Below are 25,510 nucleotides of genomic sequence, written 5' to 3'. Positions count from 1 at the left end.
CGCACCGCCGCGACCGCCGCGCCCAGATCGAACGCGCACTCCAGGGCCGCGCAGGCGACGGCGTCGGCGACCGCGCGCGGGCCACCGCCGGGGGCGAGCCGTGCACGCGCCCGCAGCCCGAGCGCGAGCGCCGCCGTCGCCGGTATCAGCACCATGCCCCGGCCCCGCGTCGCCGGTGCGGCGGCCAGCGCCACGACAGCCGCCGCGCCCACCGCGACGACCGGGTTGCAGCGCGGCACGCCCCGGTCCGGGTGGGTCATGGCGAGCCACCGCTCCGACCGGCCACGCCTGTAGAGCGTGCGCCACACGCTGCTCACCGACTCCGGGCCGGGCCGGTCCTGCACGACCTCGGCGTCGGGCTCGGCCCGCAGCGTGAAGCCCCGCCTGGTCAGGCGGATGCCCAGGTCCACGTCCTCGCCCGCGGCCACGGTCGGCGACCTCTCCGCGAAGCCGCCGACCGCTTCGAACGCCGTCCTGCGCAGCAGCAGGTTGGATGCGGCCGCCCACTCCAGTTCGTCACCGGCGGCCGGCCTCTTCGGGTCACCGTGGAGCAGGGGAGACCGGCGCATGATCCGGGACACCGCTGTCGGGCTCGCCACGACGACCGTCGGGCCGGCCAGCCCCGCGGTCCCCGTCGCCATGCGGATGGTCTTGACGTACCGCCGCAGCAGGCCGGGTGAGACGCGGCAGTCCGAGTCGAGGAACAGCAGAAGATCGTGGGAGGCGTGACGAGCGCCGAGGTTACGCTTCGCCCCGACATGCCGGGGACCGCGCAGATAGCGGGCGCCGTGCCGTTCGCACTGCTCGCGGTGGCGTGCGGCCTCCTCCGGGCCCGAGTCGTCCACCAGGAGAACCTCGACGGGCTCGGGACAGCGCGCCGCCGCCGCCCGCACACTGGCCAGCATCAGCTCGGTCACCGCCACCCTGCCTCGGACGGGGACCACCACCGACACGCCCGGAGAGGGTGCGGATTCCCCGGTCATGCCGGCCCTCCCATCACCGATGTCCAGCGTGACTTTCCCAGGACCGACCACGGCGCCCGTATCGGGAATTATCCCGGCCCGGGCGTCGATGCGGGATGTGGTCAGCGGGCCAGGGGGATGATCCTGCGGAACTTGCCGCTGGCCGACTGCTCGGGCGGCTCCTCGGCGCGTTCCAGCGCGACGCGCTCGGCCTTGTGCTCGGCCAGGAGGCGCGAGATCTCCTCGTGTACGCTCCGCCACACGTGATCGGGGTCGGCGCCGTCCGCCTGCGTCAGCCGTACCCGCAGCGTGGCGGGCGCGCTCTGCACGACCTGGAACTGCGCGATGCCGGGGACGCGGTCCAGCAGCGTGCCGAACGCCATGGGGGAGATGCGGACGTGCCGGTCGCCGCCGGCGGGGAACTCGAGCAACTCCGCCGCGCGGCCCTGCACCTGGACAGCGGGCAGCGGGCTGCCGCACGGGCAGGCGTCGGGCCGCATCAGGACGTTGTCGCCCATGTCGTAGCGGAGGATCGGCTGGACCCGGTTGGCGAGATTGCTCAACAGGACGGTGTGTGATGGCCGCCCCGGCGGGACGGGCCGATAGTCGGCGTCGACCGGCTCCAGCACCACCCAGTCGGTGTTGACGCGCAGCCAGTTGTGCGCGCAGCCGTAGGCGAGGAAGCTGCACTCGGTGGCGGCGTAGGCGGAGCGGACCTGGGCGTGGAACGCGGAGGCGATCCGGGCGCGGTTCTCGGCGGTCAGTGCCTCGCCGCCGGCGATGACCATCCCCGGGTGGATGTGCAGGCGGCCGGCCTCCTGCTCCCTGGCCAGCAGCCCGAGCATGCTGGAGAAACCGGCCAGCGAGCTGGGCTTGTACCGGTTCAGCTCGGCCACCAGTTGCGGCAGCGGCTTGTCGATGGAGAACTCCCGCAGCAACCAGCCGAGCCGCGGATGGTCGCGCCGGAACCGCGCGGCCGAGGCGACGGTGGAGAAGTGGCCGGGCGGCGCGGAGACGATGGCGGTGCGTCCGGCGCCGCGCATGAGGCGCACGAGATCGCCGGCCCCCAGCCCGGCTCGCGCGCGCTGCCCGATCGCGTTGCCCACGGCCAGGCTCCGTTCGTCCTGCAGGAAGATGCCGCGCAGCCCACTGGTGCCGGACGTGGTGGCGACGAGGTATCGACCCTGGAAGCGCTCGCCCACGAGGGCGGGGTCGGCGACGAACTGCCCGGCCTTGGCCAGTGTCACGTCCGGGTCGGTGACCCATTCGTCGAAGCGCGCCATGAGCGCCTGCTTGCCGGTGACCGGGAGCCGCGCCAGGTCGCCGATGTCGTCGGGCAGCGCCCGATACAGCTCGCGGTAGTAGGGCGAGTGGGTGCGGGCGTAGGTCACGGCTTCGGCCAGGCGGGCCCGTTGCCGCCGCGCGATGCCCTCGGGGCCCTCGCGCAGCGCCCGCCGCGCGTCGCGGGCGAGGCTCCGCTCGTTGTCCGTCATGACGACTCGTTCCCTTCTGCGGACTGCGCCGGTTCGTCGTCTGCCGCGGCGTCCGCGCGGACCGAGAGCAGGCCGTGCGCGGCGATGTCGAGGCCGTGGCGTGCGGCTGCCCACAGCTCGTCCTGTGACCGGCCGAGCTCGACGCTCGCCAGGCTCGCCTGCTGGACGGCGCCGATCAGCGAGCCGGTCATGGCGGCGGCGGTGATCGGATCCAGCCGGCCCGGGAACGCCTTGAGCAGTTCGCCGGCCATCCTGCGCTGCAGCTCCAGCAGCAGGTAGAGCCCCTTGGCCTGCAGCGCCGGCGTCGTCATCATCAGGCGGACCCCCGCCGACAGCGCCTCGGGCTCCTTGCGGGGCACCTCGGGGCGGCGCCGGGCGGCGTACTCCTGCACCGCCCTGACCAGCAGCTCGCCCGGGCTCTCCTGCGGCCGTGGCGCCGCCAGCGCGCCGAGCAGCATGCCGAAGATGTGCTCGGTGTCGGCGAACACGACCTCGTCCTTGGCGCGGAAGTAGTTGAAGAACGTCTTGGGGTCGACGTCCGCCGCCACGGCGATCTGCGCCACCGTGGTCTGCTCATATCCCTGCTCTGCGAACAGCCTCATCGCCGCGGCCATGATCCGCTGCCTGGTCAGCCGCTTCTTGCGCTCGCGGCGTGATTCCTCCACACGCAAAACATACAGCACATGGAAACTTCCAGACACTGGAAGATTGGTAGGACATGGGGAGCACTGGGGCAGGCCCGTTCGCCCGCTCGCGTCGGCTTCAGCGCAGGATCGTGGCGGAGAGGATCTTGTTGATCCAGCGTTCCCATTCCTCGGGCGTCCACCCGCGTACGCCGGTGAGCAAGAGGTAGACCTCGACGCTGACCAGGGTGAAGATGACGTCGGCCGCCTCATCGATGGACAGGTCCGGGCGCAGGGCCTGCTTGTCGGCGAGGTGCCGCGCGAGGGTGTCGTGGGCGAGGAAGCGCTGGTTCTGGTTGGTCTCCCACTGCGCGGCCATCTCGGCGTCGGCACCGGCAGCGTCGCGGACGATCTTCATGATGGGCGCCACGCGGCCGAAGATGACGCGGCTGTTGGCCAGCCAGATCGCCAGCGCCCGCCGGCCGTCGGGTTCGTCGCGCACCTGCTCCACCCAGGGCCGGTCCAGCATCGGTATCGGCTCGTCGTCGCCGACCGCCAGCACATCCACGATCTCTTTGACAACCGTGGCCTTGTTCCCGAAGTGGAAGTACACCGTCTGCACCGCGACCCCGGCCGCCGCGGCGATCTGATCCAGGGTGGTCGAGGCGTACCCCTGCCGCAGGAACAGTTCCCGCGCGGCGTCGATGATCCGTCTCCGGGTGGCGCGCGCTTGAGCGGCTCGGCGGGAGCCCTGTCCGGTCACGCTCTTGACAGGGTCGCTCATTCGCTAGAGCCTACTACAAAGAAACTCACTAGAGACAACTCTAGTGACCCCCCGGAGGCGCCCATGGCTGCGACGCTCAACGGCTTCCACCACGTCAAACTCCCCGTCACGGACGTGGAACGCAGCCGAGACTGGTACGAGCGGGTATTGGGCCTGCGCGTCCTCATCGAGTTCGTCGAAGACGGCACGCTCATGGGCGTCGCCCTCCGCGACGCGAACAACGCCGTCGACGTGGCCCTGCGTCAGGATCCGGTACGAGCTGCCGCGATGGCCGGATTCGACCCGATGGCCCTGTGCGTACCCACCCTGCCCGACCTGAAGGCCTGGCAGCAGCGACTGGACGACCTGGCCGAACCGCACGGCGGCATCGTCACCGGTCACGTCGGCCACGTGCTGGTAGGCCTGCACGACCCCGACGGCATCGAGATCCGCTTCTACAACCCGGCCCAGGACGACCCCGAGGACGCCCGATGAGCTTCGACCCCACCGGCTATCTGCTCACGCCCGCCGACGGCCCCCACCTGTGGTTCCTGGACACCCGCATGACCGTGAAGGCCGGCGCGGACCAGACCGGCGGCGCCTTCACCCTCATCGAGTGGTCCGCACCCGCCGGCTTCGGGCCACCCCGGCACATCCACGACCGCGAGGACGAGGCCTTCTACATCCTCGAGGGAAAGCTCACCATCGACTGCGGCGACCACCGCTGGACCGCCGGCTCCGGCGACTTCGCCTTCCTGCCCCGCCGCATACCCCACTCCTTCATCGTCACCGAAGGGCCCGTACGCGGCCTGCAGATCACCACACCGTCAGGATTCGAGCAGTTCATCGCCGAACTCGGCCGCCCGGCCGAGCACCCCGGCCTCCCCGCACCCACCCCGCCCGACGTCCCCCGCCTGATCGAAACCGGCCGACGCTATGGCCAGCAGATCCTCTGACCTGCTAGAACGCTTTGCTCGGCAAGCCGGCCATCTCGACGACCAGGCATCAGACCGGCGGACGAGGACGCGATCAGGTCGCGGAGCGAGCTCGCCCACCTTCTACGCATAACTGACACGCAGGCGGTCGTACGGAAAGCAGCCGTCGACGGTGAGCTCGCGGGGGCGGCTGAGGCGCTCAGGTTGCTGAGCGCCCAGTTCTCCGAATTCACGTTCATGGGCGAGGCGCTGCCTCCGTCCGGCTACGACCGCGGGGAGATCATTTCCCGAGGCCCATCCGCTTCCCCAGGCTGCCCGCCCGTGACCGCGGCAGGTATGGGACCTCGGGACGAGGCAGGAGGTCGGGCGCCTGGTGCACGGCGACGAGTCCTGGGTCCGCGACGACGACGGCACGCCCGAGACCACCGTGACCTCGCTCGCCTTCGACGGTCCCGGCGCCGGCCTCGCCACGGCCACCCGCCACAATGTGATGCGCGTGTGGCAGGTGCCCCAAGGCCGGGAGATCCGCCGGTTCACCCATCCCGTGGTGTACGGGACATCGCGTTCCATCCCGGGGGCGGCTCGCTGGCCACCGCCTGCAAGGACGGCGTCGTCCCCGTCCGGGACCTGGAGACGGGAACCGAGGCGTACAGGCTGGTCGTGGGTGTCGACCCGTACGCACCGCCTCAGCTCATTGCGTTAGCAGCTCTAAGCACCTCCAGGCACCAGGGCGGCGTCCGTTGAGCGCACAGTTATTGACACTACTAGCGCCAAGTTCTGTCACTGGGAGGCTCCGCCTCTCCCTCTAAGGGTGCGTTGACCTGCTTAGATCGCCTTCAAGCTGATGATCTTAGTTGGGACTCCGGAGCTTTCCTGTTGGGGAGAGCTCGTGGGGCTGGTGACAGAACCTGGCGCTCAACAGCGTCGCCAGCCCGCCCCCCACACGGGTCGCCGGCCCCTCACGCCCTGCCAGTGACAAAACCTGGTGTTTGCGGTCACAGAAACCTGGCGTTCACCGCCGACGCGCGGGGCGGTGGAGCGGGTTCGGATAGCTTGCGAGAATTACCCATCTCCCAAGCTATCCGGCCGGGCTCGGCACGCAACAGATCCTCGTTTTCTATTTTCTATTTCCAGAAATTCAGAAAATCGGTAGGCTGGGCCGCCGTGACGACGTCCGTGACCATCACCGCGTGCAAGCACTGCGGCGCGCCCATCGAGCAGCCCGTCCGACGGGGGAGGCCGCGCGAATACTGCCCGGACGGCGACTGCCAGGCGGCGGCCAAGCGGGAGCGGGAGCTGCGCCGCGCCACACCGGGCCTGGAGGGCGCGCTGGCGCGGGTGGAAGACCTGTACGAACGCATGGAAAAGGGCCTGGCGGCGGCGATCGAGCCGCTGGCGCAGGTGCTCGCCCAGGAGCTGAGCCCGGCGGGAGTCGAGGCGAAGCTGAGCGCGATCCAGGCCGAGGCGCACACGAGCGTCGCGATCGCCCGCGCCGAGCGCGAGCAGGCGCTGGAACAGGTACGGCTGGCCCGCGAGGCCGCCGAAGAGGCCCGGCGGGAGGCCGAGGAGGCCCGCCGCCGTACGGAGGAGGCCTACGCCGAGAGGGACACCGCCTTCGCCGACGCGGAGACCGCCCGCGAGCAGGCCCTGGCCGCGCTGCGGGAGGCCGCGAGCACCGAACGGCGGGCCAGGCAGGAAGCAGACCAGGCCGTACGCCGGGCCGAGGCGGCCGAGACCGCCCGTGAGCAGGCCGTACGAGAACTGGCCGACCGGGTGGACCGGGCCGTGGCCGAGGTCCGCCTGGCCCGGGAGCAGGCCGGGCAGGCCGTCCAGGAACGCGACGAGGCGCAGGCCGACGCGCGGGCGGCGCGGGCGGAGGCCGAGCTGGCCCGCCGCGCGCATCGCGAGGCCGAGCAGTCCAGCGCCGCCGCGCTGGCCCGCGCCCAGGCGGCCGAGGCCGAACGCGACCGCGCGGTCGCGCGTGCGGAGGCCGAGCGCGACCGGGCCGTGGCGCAGGCCCACGACGAGCGTGACCGGATGCTGGCCAGGGCCGAGGCGGCGGAGGCGGCCCGGGAGCAGGCCGTGACGGAGGCCGCCCGGCTGCGCGCGGAGGCGGCGCAGGCCGAGGCGCGCGCGGGTGCGGCCGTCGCGGCCGCGGCCCGGTCGGAGCAGGACGCCCGGGACGCCGCGACCGAGCGGGAGCGGCTCCAGGCGGAGCTGTCGCTGGAACGGGCCCGGCTGGCCGACCTGCGCGCGCAGCTCGACGTGGCCCGGGCCGAGGCGGCCCAGCTGCGCGAACGCGCGGTCGCCGCCGAGCTGCGGCTGCGCCAGGAGCCTCCGGAACAACCACCTGGGCCGTGACGGCGACCCGGCCGCCCGCTGCGCGCTATGCCGCCGCCTCGACGGCCGAGCCCGCCGCGGCCGGCTTGCCGGTGACGCGACGGCGCCGGACCGGCAGCCCGAACGTCGGGTTGGCGACGTTCCAGGCCGCGCTCTTGCAGATCAGCTCCTTGTAGACGGCGGCCAGCCGTCCGGTCAGCACCGCCCCCACGGAGCGGTCGTCGGCGGTGACGTACTGGATCAGGCCGTACTTGCGGCCCAGCGAGATGCACTGGTTGAAGTAGCGGATCGGCACGTTCGGGAGCTTCCCGCCGGTCAGGCGCGCGGCGATCGCCTCGGCGGCCTGCCAGGCCGTCAGAGTGCCGGAGGCGCACGACATGCGCAGCGGCTTGTCGCCCGGGCCCATCGCGAGGGCCGCGTCGCCGATGGCGTACACGTCCGGGTGCGAGACCGAGCGCATGGTCGCGTCGACCACGATCTGCCCGGTGCCGGTGACCTCCAGGGTGGTCGCCTCGGCGATCGGGTTGACCGCGAAGCCGGTGGCCCACACGGTGACCGCGGCGGGGATGGCCGTTCCGCCGGCGGTGGTGACGCGGCCGGCTTCGACGCCGGTGACGGCGGTGTTCTCGTGCACCGTGATCCCGAGCGTGCGGCAGACCTTCCGCAGGTACGCGCGGCCCTTGGGCGACAGCCAGCCGCCGAGAACGCCGTCGGCGGCGAGCGCGACGTCGAGGTCGGGGCGGGCCTCGGCGATCTCGGTGGCGGCCTCCAGGCCGGTGAGTCCGGCGCCGACGACGACCACGGTCTGCCCGGCGCCGAGGCGGGCCAGGCGCTCGCGCAGCCGAAGCGCTCCGGACCGGCCGGCGATCTCGTAGGCGTGCTCGGCGACCCCGGGGACCCCCTGGGAGTTCCACCCGCTGCCGAGGGCGTAGACGAGCGTGTCGTAGGACAGTTCCTCGGTCCGTCCGCCGTTCACGCCGGAGACGGTGACGGTATTGCGGTCGGCGTCGAGGCCGGTGACCTTGGCGAGCTTCAGCTCGACGCCGGTGCCGGCGAACATCTCGCTGTACGGCCGGGGCTTGAGGTCCTGGCCGGCCGCCAGCTGGTGCATCCGGACGCGCTCGACGAAGTCGGGCTCGGCGTTGACGAGGGTGATGGCGACGTCATCGCGGTGGAGCCGCCTGGCCAGGCGGCCCGCTGCGGTCGCTCCGGTGTATCCGCCTCCGAGGACGACGATGTGGTGTTGCATTGCCTTGCTCCTGTCTAACGCGATCTGCCACCTGAACCGGGCAGCACGCGGTTTCCTGACAGGGAGGCGATGTGACGTGCGTCACATATGAGCTCACACCGTGAACAAGGGCTCCCCGTGGTCGGCCGCGGCCCACTGCGCGGTCGCGCGTTCGAGCTTGTCCGGGTTGACCTGGGTGCGCACCCCGGCGATCCCCTCGGCGGTGACCTCCAGGCACATGATGCCGACGACCCGGCCGTCCACGACGGCCACGATGGCGGGCTCGTCATTGGCGGTCCAGAGGTAGATCTGGGACTCGCCGCCGACCAGGGCCTGCTTGGCCTCGCCGGGTTTGAACAGGCCCCGCAGGAACTTCGCGACCGCGACGGCGCCCGTGAACGCCTTGGCGCGGGCCGGGATCTTCCCGCCGCCGTCGCCGATCGCGACGGCGTCCTCGGTGAGCAGGCCCACGAGCGGCTCGATCCGGCCCGTGGTGGCGGCGGCCAGGAACTCCTCGACGACGCGCCGGGCGGCGGCCCTGTCGGCCGAGGTGCGGGCCTTGCCGTCGGCGACGTGCTTCTTGGCGCGGTGGAAGATCTGCTGGCTGGCGGCCTCGGTGATGTCGAGGATCTGGGAGATCTCCCGGTGCGGGTAGTCGAAGGCCTCCCGCAGCACGTACACCGCCCGCTCGCTGGGGGACAGGCGCTCCATGATGGTGAGCACCGCGTAGGAGACCGATTCGCGCTGCTCGGCGGTGTCGGCCGGGCCGAGCATCGGGTCACCGGCGAGCAGCGGCTCGGGAAGCCACTGGCCCACATAGGTCTCGCGGCGCGCCCGCGCGGAGGTGAGCTGGTTGAGGCACAGGTTGGTGAGGACCTTGGTCAGCCAGGCCTCGGGCACCTCGACGTGGTCGACGTCGGCGGCCTGCCAGCGCAGGAACGTCTCCTGCACGGCGTCCTCGGCCTCACCGGCGGACCCCAGGAGCCGGTAGGCGATGGCCTCCAGGCGCGACCTGGAGGCCTCGAACCGGTCGACGTCGTTCATGGTCAAGGGCATGACCCGATCCTAGAGCGGGCCATGTCCAACCGCCGCCGCAGGCGGGACGCGCTCAGGGGCAGCGCCCGGAGACGAGGGGGAGACGCAGGACGATCCGGGCTCCGCCGTGGTGTTCGGCGGCGTACAGGCGGCCGCCGTGCTCCTGGGCGATCTCCCGCGCGATGGGCAGGCCGAGCCCGCACCCGCCGGGATCCCGTTCGCGGGCCTCCTCCGAGCGGTAGCCGCGCTCGAAGACGCGTTCGCGGTCCTCCGGCGGGATGCCGGGACCGTCGTCGATGAGTTCGAGGACGGCGTCGGGAGGGTCGGCGGTGACCACGATCTCGATCGTGGACCGCGCGTGCCGCTCGGCGTTGGCCAGCAGATTGTTCAGCAGGCGGGCCAGGCGGATCGTCGAGGCGCGTACGTACACGTGGGGGTCGAGGCGGGTGCGGACGGCGGTGCCCGGGGGGTGGCGGCGGTCCAGCTCCTCGCTGACGAACCCGACGAGGTCGATGAGGCGCTCGTCGTCGTGGGTCTCGCTGTCGACGCGGGCGAGGTCGAGCAGGTCGGCCACGATGTCGTTGAGCCGCTCCGCGTCGCGCAGCAGTGTGCGCAGGATCCGCTGCAGGTCGGTGCCGGGGTCGGACAGCGCGACCTCCAGCTCGGTGAGCAGGCCCGTGATGGGGTTGCGCAGGTCGTGGGAGGCCTCGTAGACCAGCCGTCGCTGCCGCACGACGGCCTCGCGCAGGGCCGAGGTGGTCTCGCACTGCTCCAGGTGCGCCCGCCTGAGCTGGTCGTTGAGGATCTGCAGGTGCTGGGCCAGGGAGTGCTCGCCGCCTCCGCCGGGGCGCCGCATCGCGCGGACGAAGTCGGTGACCTCCTCGCTGGTGAGGGCGATCATCCGGACCTCGCCGTGTTCCCCGAGCACGGGCGTGTTGACCGTGCTCCAGTAGCGCTCCTCGAACACCCCTGGCCTGTCCACCAACTCGATGTCGTACCGCTGCAGGGGCATGAAGTCGCGGCGGCGGGTCTTCATCACCCGCTCCAGCGAGGTCTGCAGCACCCGCGCCCCCTGATCGCCGGCGTCCGGCGGCGCGGCGGGATTGGCCGGGAAGACGTCGAACAGGCTGCGGCCGACCACGTCGCACGCGCGGCGCCTGGCCAGGCTGAGACAGAAGTCGTTCATGTCGAGCACGGTGAAGTCGGTGGCCAGCAGAATCGCCAGGGCCGGGCTCACCCGGAACACCGCCTCGTAGTCGACCTCTGGCCTCGTGACCACGGCGCCCATCCCACACCCCGCCTTCCGGACCCCGCCGTCGGCATGACAGGCCGCCCGTCCGACACCGGTCACTGTGTCCCATCCCCGCAGGAACGCGGGTCAAGGGCGTACGGCCCCGAACAGGCGACGGAAAATGCGATGAACGCGCCCGCGGCCATCACGGCGGCCGTCCATCAGGAGCGCCTCGCCCTGCCGTCTCACCCTGCCGGACGCCGGGCGACGGCGACGGCCGCCGCGGCGCAGACCACGGCCGGCACGACCAGCGCGTACGCCGCGCCGTGGTGATCGGGAACGCCGACGGTGACGAACGCGCCCGTGATGGCGACGCCGATCGTCGCGCCGCACTGCCGGACCGCGTTGAGCAGCCCACCGGCCACACCGGCGGTGCCCTCGGGAGCCGCGGTGACGATCAACGTGGCCAGGGCGGGCAGCGCGAACGACACGCCGAACCCGGTGGCGACCAGCCCGGCCAGCAGCAACGGGTAGGAGGCGCCCGCCCAGACGGCCGCGCCGAACGCGACGCCGCCGGCCGCGAGCAGGCCGAGCCCGGCCAACACCGGCGGCCGCGGCCCCGACCGGGCGACGATCCTGCCGGTCAGCAGCGGATTGACGGCGAAGGGCAGCGTCATGGGCAGCAGCGCCGCCCCGATCTTCCCCGGCGTCAGGCCCAGCTCCTGCTGGAAGAGCAGCGGCAGCACGAACAGCACCCCGCTCATCGCGAAGTTGACCGCCGCCCCCGCCAGCAGCGCGCCGGGGACGCCGGGCGCCCGCAGCACGGCGGGCGCCAGGACCGGCGCATGCCCGCGCCGCTCCCGTACGGCGAAGGCGCACACCGCCACGGCCGTCGCGCAGGCCGACCAGGCGGCGTGGACGAAGGAGCGGGCGCCGAGCGCGATCAGCATGTCGGTCAGCAGCGCCACCGCCGCGCAGGCCAGGATCTGGGCCGCCCAGTCGATGCGGCGGTCGCCGCGCGGGCAGCGTACGGCCGCCCCGGCCGTGAGGGCGAGGGTGACGGCGGCGAGCGGGCCGTTGATCACGAAGATCGCCCGCCAGCCCGCCAGGTCGGTCAGCGCCCCTCCGGCCACCGGGCCCGCCACGAGCGCGGCGCCGCTGGTCGCCGCCCAGACGGCCACCGCCTTGGCCCGCTCGGCGGGCACCGGGTACAACCGGGCGATCATCGCCATGGACGCGGGGACACAGCCCGCCGCCGCCAGGCCCAGCAGCGCCCGTAGCCCGACGAGCGCCCACAGCGACGGCGCGAGCGCGCTCAGCAGGCTGCCGAGGCCGAAGGCGGCGACGGCCACCCGGAACACGCGGTGCGCGCCGTACCTGTCGGCCACCGATCCGGCCGTCAGCAGCGCGGCTCCGAACACGAGGGTGTAGCCGGTCACGGTCCACTGCAGCCCGGTGACGCCCGCGCCGCCGAAGGACCGGGCGAGGTCGGGTTCGGCGACCGACAAGACGGTGGTGTCGAGCAGCACCATGAAATAGCCGAGGGCGATCCCGGCCAGCGCGCGGGTCCGGCCGGGCGGCGCAGGGGAAGCGGCGGGGCGAGCGGCGGAAACAGTCGACGTCACGAACAACTCCAGGAGATGGACAACCTGGGGGTCACTGTGGCGTCGGCGGCCGGACGGCTCCACCGGCCGGGCCGCAGGCCGCGTTCGGAATAACCGAACGCTCCGGGTCCGTTCGGTGCGGCATGGAACTGCGGCAGTTGCGCACCTTCGAGGCGGTCGTGGCCCATCGGACGGTCACCGACGCCGCCGTCGCCCTGGATCTCGCGCCGTCGTCGGTGTCGGAGCAGATCAGGGCCCTGGAACGGGACCTCGGGGTCGCGCTCTTCGAACGGGGACCCCGGGGGATGCGCCCGACCGCGGCGGGGGAGCGCCTGCGCGGCTGGGCACGCCGTCTGCTCGACCAGGCCGACCAGGCCAGGCGCGACGTCGCGCAGGCCCGCCCGGTGATGAGGCTCGGCGCCCTGGAGACGATCGCCGCCGTGCACGTGCCCGCCCTCCTGGCCCGGCTGGCCGAGCGGCGTCCCGACCTCGTGGTGGAGGTGCGCTCGGACGGGGTCCGCGACCGTCTCCTCGACGCGGTCGCCGCCGCCGACCTCGACGCGGCGCTGCTCCTGGACGCGGGAGACGATCTTGGCGGGCTCGGCTTCGGCGCGCCGGCCGCGCCGCTGGCCTTCCTCGACCTCGATCCCGTGCCGCTGGCGCTGGTCGCCGCGCCGGACCACCCGCTGGCCGCCGCGTCCCGGCTGCGCAGGGAGGACCTGTACGGCCAGAGGCTGCTGGTCAACGTGCCCGCCTGCTCGTTCTGGCTGGCGGGCGAGCGCCTGCTGGGCGACCGGGTGGAGCGGGTGCGGGCGGGCGGCGTGCCCGTCATGCGGGCCTGGGCCGAGCGCGGCCTCGGGATCGCGCTGCTGCCGTGGTTCGCGGTCGCCGACCGGGTCGCGGCCGGCGCCCTTGCGCGGCTCGCGTTCGACGTCCCCGGCCTGAACCTGCGCCTGGTGTGGCGGGCCGACCGCGAGGCGCTGCCGGGCATGCGCGAGATCCTCTACGCCAGCGCCGCCTCCGACGGGGTCAGCCTCCCTCCGCCCGCCGGCGACGGCGCTGCGCCACGGTGAGCCAGGCCGCCCCGGCCAGGCCGAGCACGGATGCGGCGGTGAGCCATCGGAAGGCGGCGTGGAAGGCGCCCTCCACGCCGAGGGGCAGCCGGGTGGTGAGCACCACGGCGAACACGGTGCCGCCGAGCGCGCCGCCCAGCCGTTGCAGGATGTTGACCTGCGTGGTGGCGTCGGCGAGCTGCTCGGGCGTGACCGCCTGGTAGGCCGCGATGCCGACCGGCGTCACGGCGAGCGCGAGGGCCATGCCGCGCAGCAGCAGGAGGCCCTCCACCGCGGCCGTGTTCATGTCCGTGCCGAGCACCGCGAACGGCACGGTGGTGGCCACGGCGGCGAGGCCGCCGTACGCGCTGACGACGCCGCCGCCGAAACGGTCGGTGAGCCGGCCGCTGACCGGCAGGAGCAGGGCGGTGCCGAGGCCGAGCGGGATCAGCGCCAGCCCGGTCGCGGTCACCCCGGTGTCCCTGCCGACCTGGAAGTAGAGCGGGAACAGCAGCGTGGAGCCGAACATCGCGGCCCCGGTGAGGGCGGCGGTCACCGTGGCGGCGGCGTACGCCGGGTTGGCGAACAGCCGCAGGTCGAGCACCGGGTGTGCGGTGCGGCGCGCGTGCCAGGCGAACGCGGCGAGCGCGAGGGCGCCGGCGGCGACCGGCCCGAGCGTGCCGCCCAGTCCGCCGCCCAGTCCGCCGCCCAGTCCGCCGCCCAGTCCGCCGCCGGATCGGCCTGAGGCGCCGCCGCGCTCGCCCCACGCGCTCAGGCCGTAGATCAGGAGCGGGACGCCGGCGGCGACGAGAAGCAGCCCCGGCCAGTCGAGACTCCCCGGGTGTACGGAGGGCCGCTCGCGCGGCACGTGACGCAGGCCGAGCCACAGGGCGAGCGCGCCGAGGGGGAGGTTGACGCCGCACGAGCCAGCCGCACGCGGGCAGCGACAGGCCCAGGGCGATCAGGTACGCGTTGGCCACCCACTGGGCCGCGCCGAGGCCGGCACGCAGATCGGTGGCGATCGTGTCGAGGCCGACGTTGACGACCGAGGTGTCGAGCTGGCTCATGAACGCGCCGAACGCCATCACCAGCGCGAGCCGCCAGACGGGCCAGGTGATGGGCGCGCCGGCGGCCCTCGCGGTGGGCGGAGCGGCCATCACGCCGCCGCCGGTCGCCGGACGCCTCGCAGCGCGGTGCCCCAGACGGTGAGCTGGTCGAGCAGGACGTCCAGCTCCCGGTCACGTCCGGGGCCGGGAGCGAAGTCCTCGCCGTCGAAGGCGGCTTGTCGTAGCGGCCGTAGGCGGCGGGCCAGGGCTCGTCGAGCACAGGCAGGTCGTATTCGGCGATGTCGACGAGCTCGGCCGCGAGGCGCTCGCGGCGCGCGGCCCGCCCCTGCACCCAGCGTGCGACGGCCTCGCCCCGGCGGCCCGGCCGGACGCTTCCCACGATGACGGCGACGGTGAGTTCGGGCTGCATGACGTCCCCCTCCAAGGTAAAGTAAACCGTGTACGGCAAAAATTAGCGTAAGCCCGATGGAGGACATGTGGAGGGGTCAGGCCGGACGGACGGGCCGAGGCGGGGCAGGCCGGCCAAGGACGCGGCCATCATCCGGGCCGCCCGTGCCGTCTTCGGACGCGACGGATACGCCCGTACGACCACCGACGCCATCGCCCGTGAGGCGGGTGTCTCGACCCGCACGCTCTACAAGCATTTCGGCAGCAAGGAGCGGCTGTTCTCGGTCGTGCTCGCCGAGAGCGCGACCCGGGTCGCCGACGCCTTCGCCGAGTACGTCGAGCGCGGGCTGCGCGAGGCGAGCGGGCCGGAGGAGCGGCTCGTCGCCGTCGGCCGCGCACTGGTCGCCCATCGCGTCGACTTCCCCGACCACTTCGCGCTCGTGCAGATGATCGACGTGGAGGGCCCGCACTTCCCCCGCGAACTGCTGGGGGAGTGGCAGGAGGCCGGGCCGCTGCGCGTGAGGGGCGAGGTCGTCCGCCGCCTGGAGGAGCTGGCCTCCGAGGGCCTGCTCCGCATCGCCGACCCCGAGCGCGCGGCGCTGCACTTCACCGCTCTGGCGACGTTCGAGGTCTCCATCCGGTCGGCCGGGGGGCCGCTCACCGGCGAGCAGATCACGGACATGGTGACCGCGGGCGTACGGGCCTTCCTGGACGGCTACCGCAGGACGGACGGCTGAGCGCCGGCCCGTGACGCGTGGCCGCGCCGCACGACGGGTTGTCCCGCGGGCGCTGGTGTGGGCCTGTCTCCGCACCGCGCTCTGCCCCGGAGACTCCGCCTGGGCCGGCGCGACCGCCGCCCTGCACGGCACGCCCGGCCCGACGGGCAGGGCCGAATCGCAGTGAGCCGATCGAGGTGAGCCGATCGGGGTGAGCCGATCGGGGTGAGCCGATCGGGGTGAGCAGGGCGCGGCGACCCGGACCCGCCGCAGGTCAGGCAGGGGCCCCGGGTGCCCGGCAGGCTGGAATGTCGGTGGCACGGCGTACTCTTGCCGGGTGAGCAGCAAACCCGCCTCCGAACAGCACCTGCGCGACCTCGCGTTGCTGCGCCGCGTCCGTGACCGGATCGACCGGGAGTACGCCCGGCCGCTGGACGTCGAGGCGCTCGCCCGCGGGGTGAACATGTCCGCCGGGCACCTCAGCCGCCAGTTCCGGCTCGCCTACGGCGAGTCGCCGTACAGCTATCTGATGACACGGCAGATCGAACGCGCGATGGCGCTGCTGCGCCGGGGCGACATGAGCGTCACCGAGGTCTGTTTCGCGGTCGGCTGTTCGTCGCTGGGCAGCTTCAGCACCCGCTTCACCGAGCTGGTGGGCATGCCGCCCAGCGCCTACCGGCGGCAGGCGGCGAGCGCGACGGCCGGGATGCCGCCGTGTGTGGCGAAGCAGGTGACCAGGCCCGTCAGGAATCGAGAAGCACGCGCGGCCCAGCCGCAGCTAGCGTGACTGTCATGGACGTCACCATTCACTCGGCCTTCCTCCCGCACGACGACCCCGACGTGGCGCTGGCCTTCTATCGCGACGTCCTCGGTTTCGAGGTCCGGGGCGACGCCGGTTACGGAGGGATGCGCTGGATCACCGTCGGCCCCGCCGGTCAGCCGGGCACGTCCATCGTCCTGTACCCGCCGGGCGGCAACCCCGGCGTCACCGACGACGAGCGCCGCACCATCGCCGAGATGATGGCCAAGGGCACCTTCGCCATGATCACCCTGTCCACCGGGGACCTCGACGGCCTCTTCCGGCGGTTGCAGGACCAGGGCGCCGAGATCGTGCAGGAGCCGGTCGAGCAGCCGTACGGGGTGCGCGACTGCGCCATCCGCGATCCCGCCGGCAACATGATCCGGATCAACGAGCTGCGCTGAGCCGGCGGCGCCGCAGTCCCCCTGCGTCCCCTGCGTCGCCGAAAGAGCCGGGCGCACCGCTCGAAGCCGGTTGGATCGAGCCCTGCCACGCCGACGGAGACCCCCTAGGCGACCCCGCCTGACGTTTTGGAGAGCACGATGAGCATGGCCACGAGGACGGACACGCAAACCCCTGCGCCGCACGTTGCCGACACCCACGATCTGATCCGCGTCTACGGCGCGCGCGAGAACAACCTCAAGGACGTCAGCATCGAGATCCCGAAGCGCCGGCTCACGGTGTTCACCGGAGTCTCCGGCTCGGGCAAGAGCTCGCTGGTTTTCAGCACGATCGCCGCCGAGTCGCAGCGGCTGATCAACGAGACCTACTCGGCGTTCGTGCAGGGGTTCATGCCGACGCTGTCGCGTCCCGAGGTCGACGTGCTCGACGGGCTGACGACCGCGATCGTCGTCGACCAGGAGCGGATGGGCCCCAACCCCCGCTCCACGGTCGGCACGGTCACCGACGCCAACGCGATGCTGCGCATCCTGTTCAGCCGGCTCGGCCGGCCGCACATTGGCTCGCCCCAGGCGTTCTCCTTCAACGTCGCCTCGGTCAGCGGAGCGGGCGCGGTCAAGTTCGAGCGCGGCGGCAAGACCGTGAAGGAACGGCGCGAGTTCTCCATCACCGGCGGCATGTGCCCGCGCTGCGAGGGCCTGGGCCGCACCTCCGACATCGACCTGTCCCAGCTCTACGACGACTCCAAGTCGCTCAACGAGGGCGCGCTCACGATCCCCGGCTACAGCGTCGACGGCTGGTACGGCCGCATCTTCAGCGGCTCCGGCTTCTTCGACCCGGACAAGCCGATCCGCGACTTCACCAGGACCGAGCTCGACGACCTGCTCTACAAGGAGCCGACCAAGATCAAGGTCGACAACATCAACCTCACCTACGAGGGCCTCATCCCGCGCATCCAGAAGTCGATGCTGTCCAAGGACAAGGAGGCGCTGCAGCCGCACGTCCGGGCGTTCGTGGAGCGGGCGGTGAAGTTCACCACCTGCCCCGAGTGCGGCGGCACCCGGCTCAGCGAGGCCGCGCGGTCGTCCAAGATCAAAGGCATCAGCATCGCCGACGCCTGCGCGATGCAGATCAGCGACCTGGCCGCCTGGATCCGCGACCTCGACGAGCCGTCGGTCGCGCCGCTGCTCGCCACGTTGCGGCAGCTTCTCGACTCGTTCGTGGAGATCGGGCTGGGCTATCTGTCCCTCGACCGGGCGTCGGGCACGCTGTCGGGCGGCGAGGCGCAGCGCGTCAAGATGATCCGCCACCTCGGCTCCTCGCTCACCGACGTCACCTACGTCTTCGACGAGCCCACGACTGGCCTGCACCCTCACGACATCCAGCGGATGAACGACCTGCTGCTGCGGCTGCGGGACAAGGGCAACACGGTGCTGGTCGTGGAGCACAAGCCGGAGATGATCGCGATCGCCGACCACGTCGTCGACCTCGGCCCCGGCGCCGGCACGGCGGGCGGCACGGTGTGCTTCGAGGGCACCGTCGAGGGGCTGCGGGCCAGCGGCACCGTCACCGGCCGCCATTTCGACGACCGGGCGGCCCTCAAGGAAACGGTGCGCACGCCCACCGGCACCCTGGAGATCCGCGGCGCGACGGCGAACAACCTGCGCGACGTCGACGTCGACATCCCGCTCGGGGTGCTCGTCGTCGTCACCGGAGTCGCCGGGTCGGGCAAGAGCTCGCTCATCCACGGGTCGGTCCCGGCCGGCGCGGGCGTGGTGTCGGTCGACCAGGGCGGCATCCGCGGCTCGCGGCGGAGCAACCCGGCGACCTACACCGGGCTGCTCGACCCGATCCGCAAGGCGTTCGCGAAGGCCAACGGCGTGAAGCCGGCGCTGTTCAGCGCCAACTCCGAGGGCGCCTGCCCCACCTGCAACGGCGCCGGCGTGATCTACACCGACCTGGCGATGATGGCCGGAGTGTCCACCACCTGCGAGGAGTGCGAGGGGAAGCGGTTCCAGGCGGCGGTGCTGGAGCACAAGCTCGGCGGGCACGACATCAGCGAGGTGCTCGCGATGCCCGTGTCGGAGGCACAGGAGTTCTTCGGCTCCGGCGAGGCCCGCACGCCCGCCGCGCGCGCCATCCTCGACCGGCTCGCCGACGTCGGCCTCGGCTACCTCACCCTCGGCCAGCCGCTCACCACGCTGTCCGGCGGCGAACGGCAGCGGCTCAAGCTCGCCACCCACATGGCCGACAAGGGCGGCGTCTACGTCCTCGACGAGCCGACCGCCGGTCTCCACCTCGCCGACGTCGAGCAACTGCTCGGGCTGCTCGACCGGCTGGTCGACTCCGGCAAGTCGGTCATCGTGATCGAGCACCACCAGGCGGTCATGGCGCACGCCGACTGGATCATCGACCTGGGCCCCGGCGCCGGTCACGACGGCGGCCGGATCGTCTTCGAAGGCACCCCGGCCGACCTCGTCGCCGCCCGCTCCACCCTCACCGGCGAGCACCTCGCGGCCTACGTCGGCGCCTGACCTCGGCCTGTCGCGAATGCCGGTCCGGGCCCGAGGCCCGCCCAAGCTGAGCACGCGACAGCAGGCCGAACCAGTGCGCGTGCCACCCGCGATCACCGTCGCCGACCTGATGGGTTCGCCATCGGAATGGCGACGGTGTACCGCAACTCTCTAAGCGCGCAGGCCCGCCGACAACCGCAGGCCCGTCGGCCGGTGGAGCTCGGACATGAGCGCGACCGCCTCATCAGCGTATTCCCCCGGGCTGTGACCTGGGTCGACGTCATCAACCTGGGGTTTGAGCCGCACTCCCTGTTCTGAGGGTCACGAAGCCGTGGAGAACTGGGCCGGTAGGCCGTCCAGCAACTGACTCAGCAGCCCGTATCCGCCATCGACCCGGATCACCTGGCCGGTGACCGTGGCGAACGCGCCGTCCACGAGCGCGGCGATCGGGCGAGCCAAATCCTGCGGCCGCAGCATCGTGCCGGTCACCGACCGGTCACCGAAGTGGCGCCGGATGCCATCGGTGAACACCTCAGCGGTGGCATCGGTACGAACCGCGCCAGGGGCGACGGCATTGACGGTGATGCCGTCCCGTATGGTCTCGCCGGCGATCTGCTGGGCGAAGGCGTTCACCGCGGCTTTGGCAGTGGACTGGGCGGCACTGCCGATGATCAGCTCGGCCGCGGTAGCGGAGACGTAGACGATCCGGCCGGACCGCCGCCGGCGCATGACCGGCAGCACCCGCCGGGTCAGGTGGTATATGCCGGCCAGCTCATCGCTGATCTTGGCTGCGAACGCCTCCCACGGCACATGCTCCAGCGGGCCGAAAGGCGGCGCCGCGGTGTGGGCGTTGCCCACAAGCACGTCGATCCGCCCGTGCTCGGCGACCACCCGGTACCAGCATGGTCACCTGGGCTTCGTCGGTCACGTCGGCCTGTACCGCCTGCGCGGCGCCGATCTGCTTGACCACCAGCTCCGCGGAGTCGGCGTCTCTCAGATAGTTGACTATCACGTGATAGCCGAGCCGGCCCAACTCGAGCGCGGTCGCGGCTCCGATTCCCCGGCCGGCTCCGCTAACCAGCGCCCAGCAGCGCTATGACCACGGCGTGACTCCTGCCGGCCAGGTGATTCTGAGCCAATAATGCAGATTGCGGCGATCTGCACGCGCACGGCTTACGGACGGGCGTCGTCCCGGAGTCGGCGCTCGCGCCTGCCGCGGGCGAGTTCGGTGCCCAGGGCGTCGAGGCGCTGGTTCCAGAAGCGGCGGAAGTGGTCGAGCCAGGTGTCGACCTCGCGGAGCGGCGCCGGGTCGACGGCGTAAAGGCGCCGGGTGCCCTCGGCCCGGACCGTCGCGAAACCGCTCTCCCGCAGCACGCGCAGGTGCTGGGACACCCCGGGCTGGGAGATCCCGAACTCCTCCTGCACGATCGCGCCGATCTCCCCGGCGGGGCGCTCGCCCTCCGCGAGCAGTTCCAGGATCCGGCGGCGCACCGGATCGCCGAGGACGTCGAACGCGTGCATGCCGTCAGGCTCGCAGCTCGCGCTCGCGTAGGTCAATTCGGCAGGAGCCCTACGCTCCCGGCCAGGACGGCGAAGCGCGCCGGGATCACCGGCGCGCTTGTGGGCCGTCGTCGGAACGACGATGGATCGTCCGCCAGAAGGCCGTCCGTCAGGAGGAGGCGGACAGGTCCCCGGGGTACATCGGGTAGCCGTATCCCGCCACCTGCCAGGTGGGACGGGTGCGGGCCTCGACGGCGCCGCCGTCGCCCGTGTTGCCCTCGATGGTCTGGATCGTTCCGTCGCCGTTGTCCTTGACGACGAACCCGACGTGGTTGATGTCGTCGATGTGCTTGCTGCCGCTCCAGGCGAAGAACACCACCGCGCCCGGCTTGGGCGTGTGACCCCAGCGGCCGTGGTCGGCGAACCACTGCGCGTGCTTCACGGTGTACGCGTCGGCGCCCATCACCGGGCCGATGCCGAGCTGCTGGCCCACCCAGGACACGAACATGTCGCACCAGGGGGCGTTGAGGTAGTCGGCGAGCTTGCCGCCGTCGCGGGCGAGGGTCTCGCGGGCGCGCGGCGTGGACATGTACCACTCCTGGAACTTGGTGCCGCCGCCCTTGGCGTTCTCGCTGATCCCGATCTGGCTCCTGGCCAGCTTCAGCACGTCGGCCGAGGTGATCTTGGGCAGCCTGGCGGCGATCTCCGGCATGGACTGCGCGGTCGCCGGACCCTTCCCGGTCGCCGGGTTGTCCGCGTGCGCCGCGGGCGCCGCGATCAGCACGGCCGAGGCGAGGGCTCCGCCCGCGAGGGCAGCGCGGACCCAAGTGGTGAAGACGTGCATGGTGGGGCGTTCTCCCTTACTTCCATGCCACCTACCGGGTTAGCTGACGGGTTCGGGCTGGAAGTCGCCCTACGGCACGCATGCCGATTCACCCCAGGAGAGGTGGGTCCCCGGCTCCGCGCGGACGCGGACTCGGCGGCCGGGCGGCAGGCCGGGATGGCCGGCCGCGTCGGTCTGAGGAGGGCTTCTTGACCATTGAGATGAGCAAGTGCGCCCTGAGCTGCCTAAAAGCTAATAGACCAGGTCAGACCGGTCAAGTAACTACAAGAGGGATTTTACCCGTCAAGTCCGGTACAAAGCGGACGGCAAGGGTACGGTGAGGCGGCCCCCGATCAGCGGGACCCCGCCCCTGACGGCGATCCCGCGCTGCCCCGCCCTCCGCCGCGGGCCCGGCGCGGGGGCGCTACCCCCGCGCCGGGACCCGGAAAAATCTCCCGGCCTCGCTTGACGCGCCCTTGGTCGCGGCGTCGTCAACGGGAGATCGCGTACGCGCCCGTGTCGAGGTCGTCGACGAGGGCCGGGCCGGTGGGCGTCCACCCGAGGAGGGTGCGCGTCGCGGTGCTGGTCGCCGCGAGGTCCATGCCGAAGAAGTTGCCGATCCACCCGAAGTGGTCCGGCACGTCTCCGGGGGCGATCGAGGCGACGGGAAGGCCGAACGCGCGGCCGATCGCCTCCGCGATCACGCGGGTCGGGACGCCTTCCTCGGCGACGGCGTGCAGCCGCGCGCCCGCGGGCGCCTTCTCCAGGCCGAGTGCGACCATGCGGGCGGCGTCGCGCACGTGCACGGCGGACCAGCGGTTGGCGCCGTCGCCCGGGTAACCCGAAACGCCCTTCTCGCGGGCGATCGCGGCGAGGATCGCGATGAAGCCGTGGTCGCCGGTGCCGTGCACGGTCGGCGCGAAGCGCAGGCTCACGGTGTGCACGCCACGCTCGACGAACTCCAGCGCCAGGTTCTCGCTCCCGCCGCGGGGCGAATCGGGGCCGTGGAACGGCGACGGGTCGTCCTCGGTGGCGGGCCGGCCCGGGGCGAAACCGGCGAGTCCCGAGGCGAGCAGGAACGGACGACCGGTTCCCTCCAGCGCCTCGCCGATGGTCTGCACGGCGGCTCGTTCGGTCGCCGCCGTGCCGGCCGGGTCGGACCAGTCGTGCTTGTTCGCGAGATGGATGACGGCGTCGGCGTCCCGGGCGCCCAGGCGGATGCCGTCGAGATCGTCGAGGTCGCCGCGGCGGACCCGGGCCCCCTTGCCCTCCAGGGCGGCGGCGGACGCGTCCGACCTCGCCAGTCCGATGACCTCGTGACCGGCGGCGAGCAGCTCATCGGTCACCGCGGAGCCGATCCATCCGGAGGCTCCGGTGACGAAAACACGCATGAGGAATCTCCTTCGGCGCACCGCCGGCAGGGCGGAGCGACTTCCCGAAAAACTGATGTCTGTGACTGACGTCAGTCACAGACATTACGGTACTCCTTCGTGGCCGTCATCACTACACTTGATCGCATGACGCGTTGGGCGCCCGGGGCCGCCGAGCGGCTGCAGGAGGCCGCGCTCGAACTGTTCGCGACCCACGGGTTCGAGCAGACGACCGCCACGGACATCGCACAGTCCGTCGGCCTGACCGAGCGCACCTTCTACCGCCACTTCAGCGACAAGCGCGAGGTCCTCTTCCACAACCAGCACCTGTTCACCCAGGCGTTCCTCGCCGGTGTGGAGGCCGCGCCGCCGGACGCGTCGCCGATCGAGATCGTCGCCTGCGCCCTGCGGTCCGCGACGTCCTTCTTCCCGGACGAGCGCCGGCATCATTCGCGAACCCGGCAGTCCGTGATCGACCAGAACCCCGCGCTGCAGGAACGCGAGCGGCACAAGCTCGCCACCCTCGCCGAGGCGGTCGCGGGCGCCCTGCGCGCGCGAGGCGTGGACGAGCCCGCGGCCACCCTGGCGGCGGAGTCGGGCGTCACCGTGTTCAAGATCGCTTTCGTTCAGTGGCTCCGCGAGGACGAGCAGCGCTCCCTCGCCGCCCTCGCGGAGGACATGCTGCGCGAACTGCTGGCCCTGACCCGCGACCAGGCCTGAGCGACCCGCGGGGTCACGGCGCGCACGGCCGCACGGCTCACTTCGGCAGGCGTACGGTCACCACCAGGCCGCCCTCGGGCCGGGCCAGCGCCTCCACCCCGCCGCCGTGTGCCACCGCGATGGCCCGGACGATCGACAGGCCCAGGCCCGCCCCGCGGGCGGAGCGGACCCGGTCGCCCCCGAGCCGGCGGAACGGCTCGAACAGGTCGTCCACCTCGTACGGCGGAACCGGCGGCCCGGTGTTCTCCACCGTCACGCTCACCCCCGCCTCGTCCTCCCGCAAGCGGACCCAGACCTCCCCGTCCCGCACGTTGTACTTGATCGCGTTCTCCAGCAGGTTGAACACACAGCGTTCGAGGAACAGCGGATCGCCGTGCGCGACCACCGGGCACAGGTCCTCGTGCACGATGACCTTCCTGCGGCGCGGCTGCAGGTCGATCTGCTCCATCGCCGTACGGACGACCTGCCGCAGGTCGACCGGCTTGCGCGCGGTCACCTCCTGCTCCGACTGCGCCAGCATGAGCAGGCCCTCGATCAGCCGCTCATACCTCGCGTTGGTGCCGAGCAGCGCGCGGGCCAGCGCCTTGAGGTCCTCCGAGGCCGCCGGCTCCTCCAGCGACACCTCCAGCACCGTACGGTTGATCGCCAGCGGGGTGCGCAGCTCGTGGGAGGCGTTGGCGATGAACCGGCGCTGGGCGTCGAACACCCGGTGCAGCCGGTCGAGCATCGCGTCGAAGGTGTCGGCGAGCCGCTTGACCTCGTCCTGGGGGCCGCGCAGCGCGATCCGCTCGTGCAGCGTGCTCTCCGACAGCCGCTGCGCGGTCTCGGTCACCCGGTCGAGCGGGCGCAGCGCGCGGTCGGCCACCAGGTAGCCCACCACCACCGCGACGGCGCCGACGAGGACCATGACGACCACCGAGGAGCGGAGCACGTCGCTCAGCACGTCGGCCGCCCCCTGCTCGACGTTGGTGCGCACCCGCTGCGCGAGCGTGTCGCTGTCGGGCAGCGTGGTCCCCATGACGGCCCCGGGGGCGCCGACGCCGGTCACCTTCGACGCCACCGCCACCACGAACCGCTGGTTGAGCGCCCGCGCGGTCAGCAGGTGGGTGAACCACAGCAGCACCGACCCCGCCAGGAAGAACAGCCCGCCGTACAGCAGGGTGAGCCGCATCCGCAGGCCGAGCCTGCTCCACAGGGACAGCACACGCCTCACAGCCGATACCCCCGGCCCGGCACGTTCTCGATCACCGGCGGCTCGCCCAGCTTGCGGCGCAGCGAGGTGATGGTGACGCGCAGCACGCCCGTGCCCGCGTCGGCGTGCTCGTCCCACACGCTCGCGCGCAGCCGGGCCGAGCTGACCAGCCCTCCGCCGGCGCGCATGAGCTCGTGCAGCACGTCGAACTCCCTGCGGCCCAGCGCCACCTGCCGCCCGTCGCGCACCACCGTACGGCGGGCGGGGTCGAGCCGGATCCCGGCCCGCTCCAGCACGGGCCGCACCGCCCGGGGCGAGCGCCGGGCCAGGGCCCGGATGCGGGCCACCAGCTCGGCGAACGCGAACGGCTTGACCAGGTAGTCGTCGGCGCCCAGGGACAGGCCCCCGACCCGGTCACGCACCCGCCCGGCCGCCGTCAGCATGAGGATGCGGCTCGCCCCGGCGGCCGTGACCAGCTCCCGGCACACGTCGTCGCCGTGCACCTCGGGCAGGTCGCGGTCGAGCACGACCACGTCGTAGTCGACGTAGGAGGCCAGCTTCAGCGCCTCCTGACCGTCGTAGGCCACGTCCACCGCGATGGCGTGCAGCCGCAGCCCCCGGGCGACGGCCTCGGCCAGCTGTTCCTCGTCCTCGACCACGAGCACCCGCATCCGAACCTCCCGCTCGGGTTCGAGGGTGGCGCAGCCGGTGTTAGCCATGGATAAGCCGATCTCGCTTATCCGCGTTTAGCACCGCCT

At 72.4% G+C, this 25,510-nt stretch carries 25 protein-coding genes, 1 pseudogene and 1 riboswitch; of the genes and pseudogenes, 10 read left to right on the top strand and 16 right to left on the bottom strand.

Translation table 11 applies throughout. The features are described from left to right. The 4 genes from HCK04_RS43870 to HCK04_RS31660 form a co-directional block, all read right to left on the bottom strand. A partial coding sequence (locus HCK04_RS43870) for a glycosyltransferase (RefSeq protein WP_142651038.1) occupies positions 1-983 on the bottom strand: 983 nt, incomplete at its 3' end. Between the two features lie 101 nt (positions 984-1,084). Then, positions 1,085-2,455: a phenylacetate--CoA ligase family protein gene (locus HCK04_RS31670; protein WP_142651037.1), complete on the bottom strand. Its 1,371-nt coding sequence runs from the start codon at positions 2,453-2,455 to the stop codon at positions 1,085-1,087. Beyond that, positions 2,452-3,120, bottom strand: coding sequence for a TetR/AcrR family transcriptional regulator (locus tag HCK04_RS31665; RefSeq protein ID WP_142651036.1), 669 nt, complete (start codon positions 3,118-3,120; stop codon positions 2,452-2,454). The genes HCK04_RS31670 and HCK04_RS31665 overlap by 4 nt, the downstream gene beginning before the upstream one ends. 97 nt (positions 3,121-3,217) lie before the next feature. Further along, positions 3,218-3,862, bottom strand: coding sequence for a TetR/AcrR family transcriptional regulator (locus HCK04_RS31660; RefSeq protein ID WP_142651035.1), 645 nt, complete (start codon positions 3,860-3,862; stop codon positions 3,218-3,220). A 63-nt stretch (positions 3,863-3,925) separates the two neighbouring features. Here HCK04_RS31660 and HCK04_RS31655 point away from each other — a divergent pair, with 63 nt between their 5' ends. The 3 genes from HCK04_RS31655 (at position 3,926) to HCK04_RS31645 (ending at position 7,137) form a co-directional block, all read left to right on the top strand. Continuing rightward, complete coding sequence (locus HCK04_RS31655; RefSeq protein WP_142651034.1) at positions 3,926-4,336, top strand: VOC family protein; 411 nt, start codon at positions 3,926-3,928, stop codon at positions 4,334-4,336. Further along, a complete protein-coding gene (locus HCK04_RS31650; RefSeq protein WP_142651033.1) occupies positions 4,333-4,797 on the top strand; it encodes a quercetin 2,3-dioxygenase in 465 nt (154 codons plus the stop codon). The genes HCK04_RS31655 and HCK04_RS31650 overlap by 4 nt, the downstream gene beginning before the upstream one ends. Positions 4,798-5,940: 1,143 nt before the next feature. Further along, positions 5,941-7,137 carry a hypothetical protein gene (locus HCK04_RS31645; protein WP_142651032.1) on the top strand — a complete coding sequence of 399 codons (1,197 nt, stop codon included), beginning with the start codon at positions 5,941-5,943 and terminating at the stop codon, positions 7,135-7,137. A gap of 25 nt (positions 7,138-7,162) precedes the next feature. On the opposite strand, the gene HCK04_RS31640 is transcribed toward HCK04_RS31645, so the two are convergent. The 4 genes from HCK04_RS31640 to HCK04_RS31625 form a co-directional block, all read right to left on the bottom strand. Beyond that, on the bottom strand, positions 7,163-8,365 hold the full coding sequence (locus tag HCK04_RS31640) for an FAD-dependent oxidoreductase (RefSeq protein WP_142651031.1): 1,203 nt from the start codon (positions 8,363-8,365) through the stop codon (positions 7,163-7,165). Between the two features lie 93 nt (positions 8,366-8,458). Beyond that, positions 8,459-9,400: an RNA polymerase sigma-70 factor gene (locus HCK04_RS31635; RefSeq protein ID WP_142651030.1), complete on the bottom strand. Its 942-nt coding sequence runs from the start codon at positions 9,398-9,400 to the stop codon at positions 8,459-8,461. A gap of 52 nt (positions 9,401-9,452) precedes the next feature. Continuing rightward, positions 9,453-10,658 carry a PAS domain-containing sensor histidine kinase gene (locus HCK04_RS31630; RefSeq protein ID WP_168066428.1) on the bottom strand — a complete coding sequence of 402 codons (1,206 nt, stop codon included), beginning with the start codon at positions 10,656-10,658 and terminating at the stop codon, positions 9,453-9,455. A 197-nt stretch (positions 10,659-10,855) separates the two neighbouring features. Next, a complete protein-coding gene (locus tag HCK04_RS31625) occupies positions 10,856-12,235 on the bottom strand; it encodes an MFS transporter (RefSeq protein ID WP_260617483.1) in 1,380 nt (459 codons plus the stop codon). Positions 12,236-12,357: 122 nt separating this feature from the next. Between HCK04_RS31625 and HCK04_RS31620 the strand changes: the two genes are divergently transcribed. Continuing rightward, positions 12,358-13,287 (top strand): LysR family transcriptional regulator, encoded by a 930-nt coding sequence (locus tag HCK04_RS31620; protein WP_142651028.1) that lies wholly within the window; start codon positions 12,358-12,360, stop codon positions 13,285-13,287. Here HCK04_RS31620 and HCK04_RS31615 read toward each other — a convergent pair. Next, positions 13,244-14,134, bottom strand: a complete 891-nt coding sequence (locus HCK04_RS31615) for an MFS transporter (RefSeq protein WP_205830947.1) — start codon at positions 14,132-14,134, stop codon at positions 13,244-13,246. The two genes, HCK04_RS31620 and HCK04_RS31615, sit on opposite strands and share 44 nt — an antisense overlap. Positions 14,135-14,289: 155 nt before the next feature. Here HCK04_RS31615 and HCK04_RS44400 point away from each other — a divergent pair, with 155 nt between their 5' ends. Continuing rightward, positions 14,290-14,475, top strand: coding sequence for a hypothetical protein (locus tag HCK04_RS44400; RefSeq protein ID WP_222709699.1), 186 nt, complete (start codon positions 14,290-14,292; stop codon positions 14,473-14,475). 102 nt (positions 14,476-14,577) lie between these two features. Here the strand turns inward: HCK04_RS44400 and HCK04_RS44395 are convergent. Further along, positions 14,578-14,742: pseudogene (locus HCK04_RS44395) on the bottom strand (NAD(P)H-dependent oxidoreductase); the annotation flags it as partial. Between the two features lie 67 nt (positions 14,743-14,809). Here HCK04_RS44395 and HCK04_RS44390 point away from each other — a divergent pair. The 4 genes from HCK04_RS44390 to HCK04_RS31590 all read left to right on the top strand — a co-directional run bounded on the left by HCK04_RS44390 (position 14,810) and on the right by HCK04_RS31590 (position 19,168). Continuing rightward, a complete protein-coding gene (locus HCK04_RS44390) occupies positions 14,810-15,457 on the top strand; it encodes a TetR/AcrR family transcriptional regulator (RefSeq protein ID WP_142651027.1) in 648 nt (215 codons plus the stop codon). A gap of 316 nt (positions 15,458-15,773) precedes the next feature. Next, positions 15,774-16,223: a helix-turn-helix transcriptional regulator gene (locus tag HCK04_RS31600; RefSeq protein ID WP_142651026.1), complete on the top strand. Its 450-nt coding sequence runs from the start codon at positions 15,774-15,776 to the stop codon at positions 16,221-16,223. Positions 16,224-16,228: 5 nt separating this feature from the next. After that, positions 16,229-16,639 (top strand): VOC family protein, encoded by a 411-nt coding sequence (locus HCK04_RS31595; protein WP_142651025.1) that lies wholly within the window; start codon positions 16,229-16,231, stop codon positions 16,637-16,639. Positions 16,640-16,777: 138 nt separating this feature from the next. Next, on the top strand, positions 16,778-19,168 hold the full coding sequence (locus HCK04_RS31590) for an excinuclease ABC subunit UvrA (RefSeq protein ID WP_142651024.1): 2,391 nt from the start codon (positions 16,778-16,780) through the stop codon (positions 19,166-19,168). 300 nt (positions 19,169-19,468) lie between these two features. Here the strand turns inward: HCK04_RS31590 and HCK04_RS31585 are convergent, their stop codons facing one another. The 4 genes from HCK04_RS31585 to HCK04_RS31570 form a co-directional block, all read right to left on the bottom strand. Further along, positions 19,469-20,038, bottom strand: a complete 570-nt coding sequence (locus HCK04_RS31585) for an SDR family oxidoreductase (RefSeq protein WP_221890002.1) — start codon at positions 20,036-20,038, stop codon at positions 19,469-19,471. Positions 20,039-20,320: 282 nt separating this feature from the next. Then, positions 20,321-20,668, bottom strand: a complete 348-nt coding sequence (locus tag HCK04_RS31580; RefSeq protein ID WP_142651023.1) for a metalloregulator ArsR/SmtB family transcription factor — start codon at positions 20,666-20,668, stop codon at positions 20,321-20,323. Positions 20,669-20,816: 148 nt separating this feature from the next. After that, the gene (locus HCK04_RS31575) at positions 20,817-21,491 is read right to left on the bottom strand and encodes a CHAP domain-containing protein (RefSeq protein WP_142651022.1); all 675 of its coding nucleotides are present in this window, start codon (positions 21,489-21,491) and stop codon (positions 20,817-20,819) included. A gap of 14 nt (positions 21,492-21,505) precedes the next feature. Continuing rightward, positions 21,506-21,639, bottom strand: a riboswitch (cyclic di-AMP (ydaO/yuaA leader). Positions 21,640-21,961: 322 nt separating this feature from the next. Further along, complete coding sequence (locus tag HCK04_RS31570) at positions 21,962-22,861, bottom strand: SDR family oxidoreductase (protein ID WP_142651021.1); 900 nt, start codon at positions 22,859-22,861, stop codon at positions 21,962-21,964. Positions 22,862-22,987: 126 nt separating this feature from the next. Here HCK04_RS31570 and HCK04_RS31565 point away from each other — a divergent pair, with 126 nt between their 5' ends. Beyond that, positions 22,988-23,560: a TetR/AcrR family transcriptional regulator gene (locus HCK04_RS31565; protein WP_142651020.1), complete on the top strand. Its 573-nt coding sequence runs from the start codon at positions 22,988-22,990 to the stop codon at positions 23,558-23,560. 37 nt (positions 23,561-23,597) lie between these two features. Here the strand turns inward: HCK04_RS31565 and HCK04_RS31560 are convergent, their stop codons facing one another. Next, complete coding sequence (locus HCK04_RS31560; RefSeq protein WP_260617482.1) at positions 23,598-24,773, bottom strand: HAMP domain-containing sensor histidine kinase; 1,176 nt, start codon at positions 24,771-24,773, stop codon at positions 23,598-23,600. Further along, the gene (locus tag HCK04_RS31555) at positions 24,770-25,423 is read right to left on the bottom strand and encodes a response regulator transcription factor (RefSeq protein ID WP_142651045.1); all 654 of its coding nucleotides are present in this window, start codon (positions 25,421-25,423) and stop codon (positions 24,770-24,772) included. Before HCK04_RS31555 ends, HCK04_RS31560 begins: the two co-directional genes overlap by 4 nt. Positions 25,424-25,510: the final 87 nt, after the last annotated feature.

Origin of the sequence: Microbispora sp. CL1-1, assembly GCF_012034195.1 — a bacterium.
Lineage (GTDB): Bacteria > Actinomycetota > Actinomycetes > Streptosporangiales > Streptosporangiaceae > Microbispora.
The sequence above is the reverse complement of the archived record's forward strand: the minus strand, read 5'-3'. Positions and strand labels throughout refer to the sequence as shown.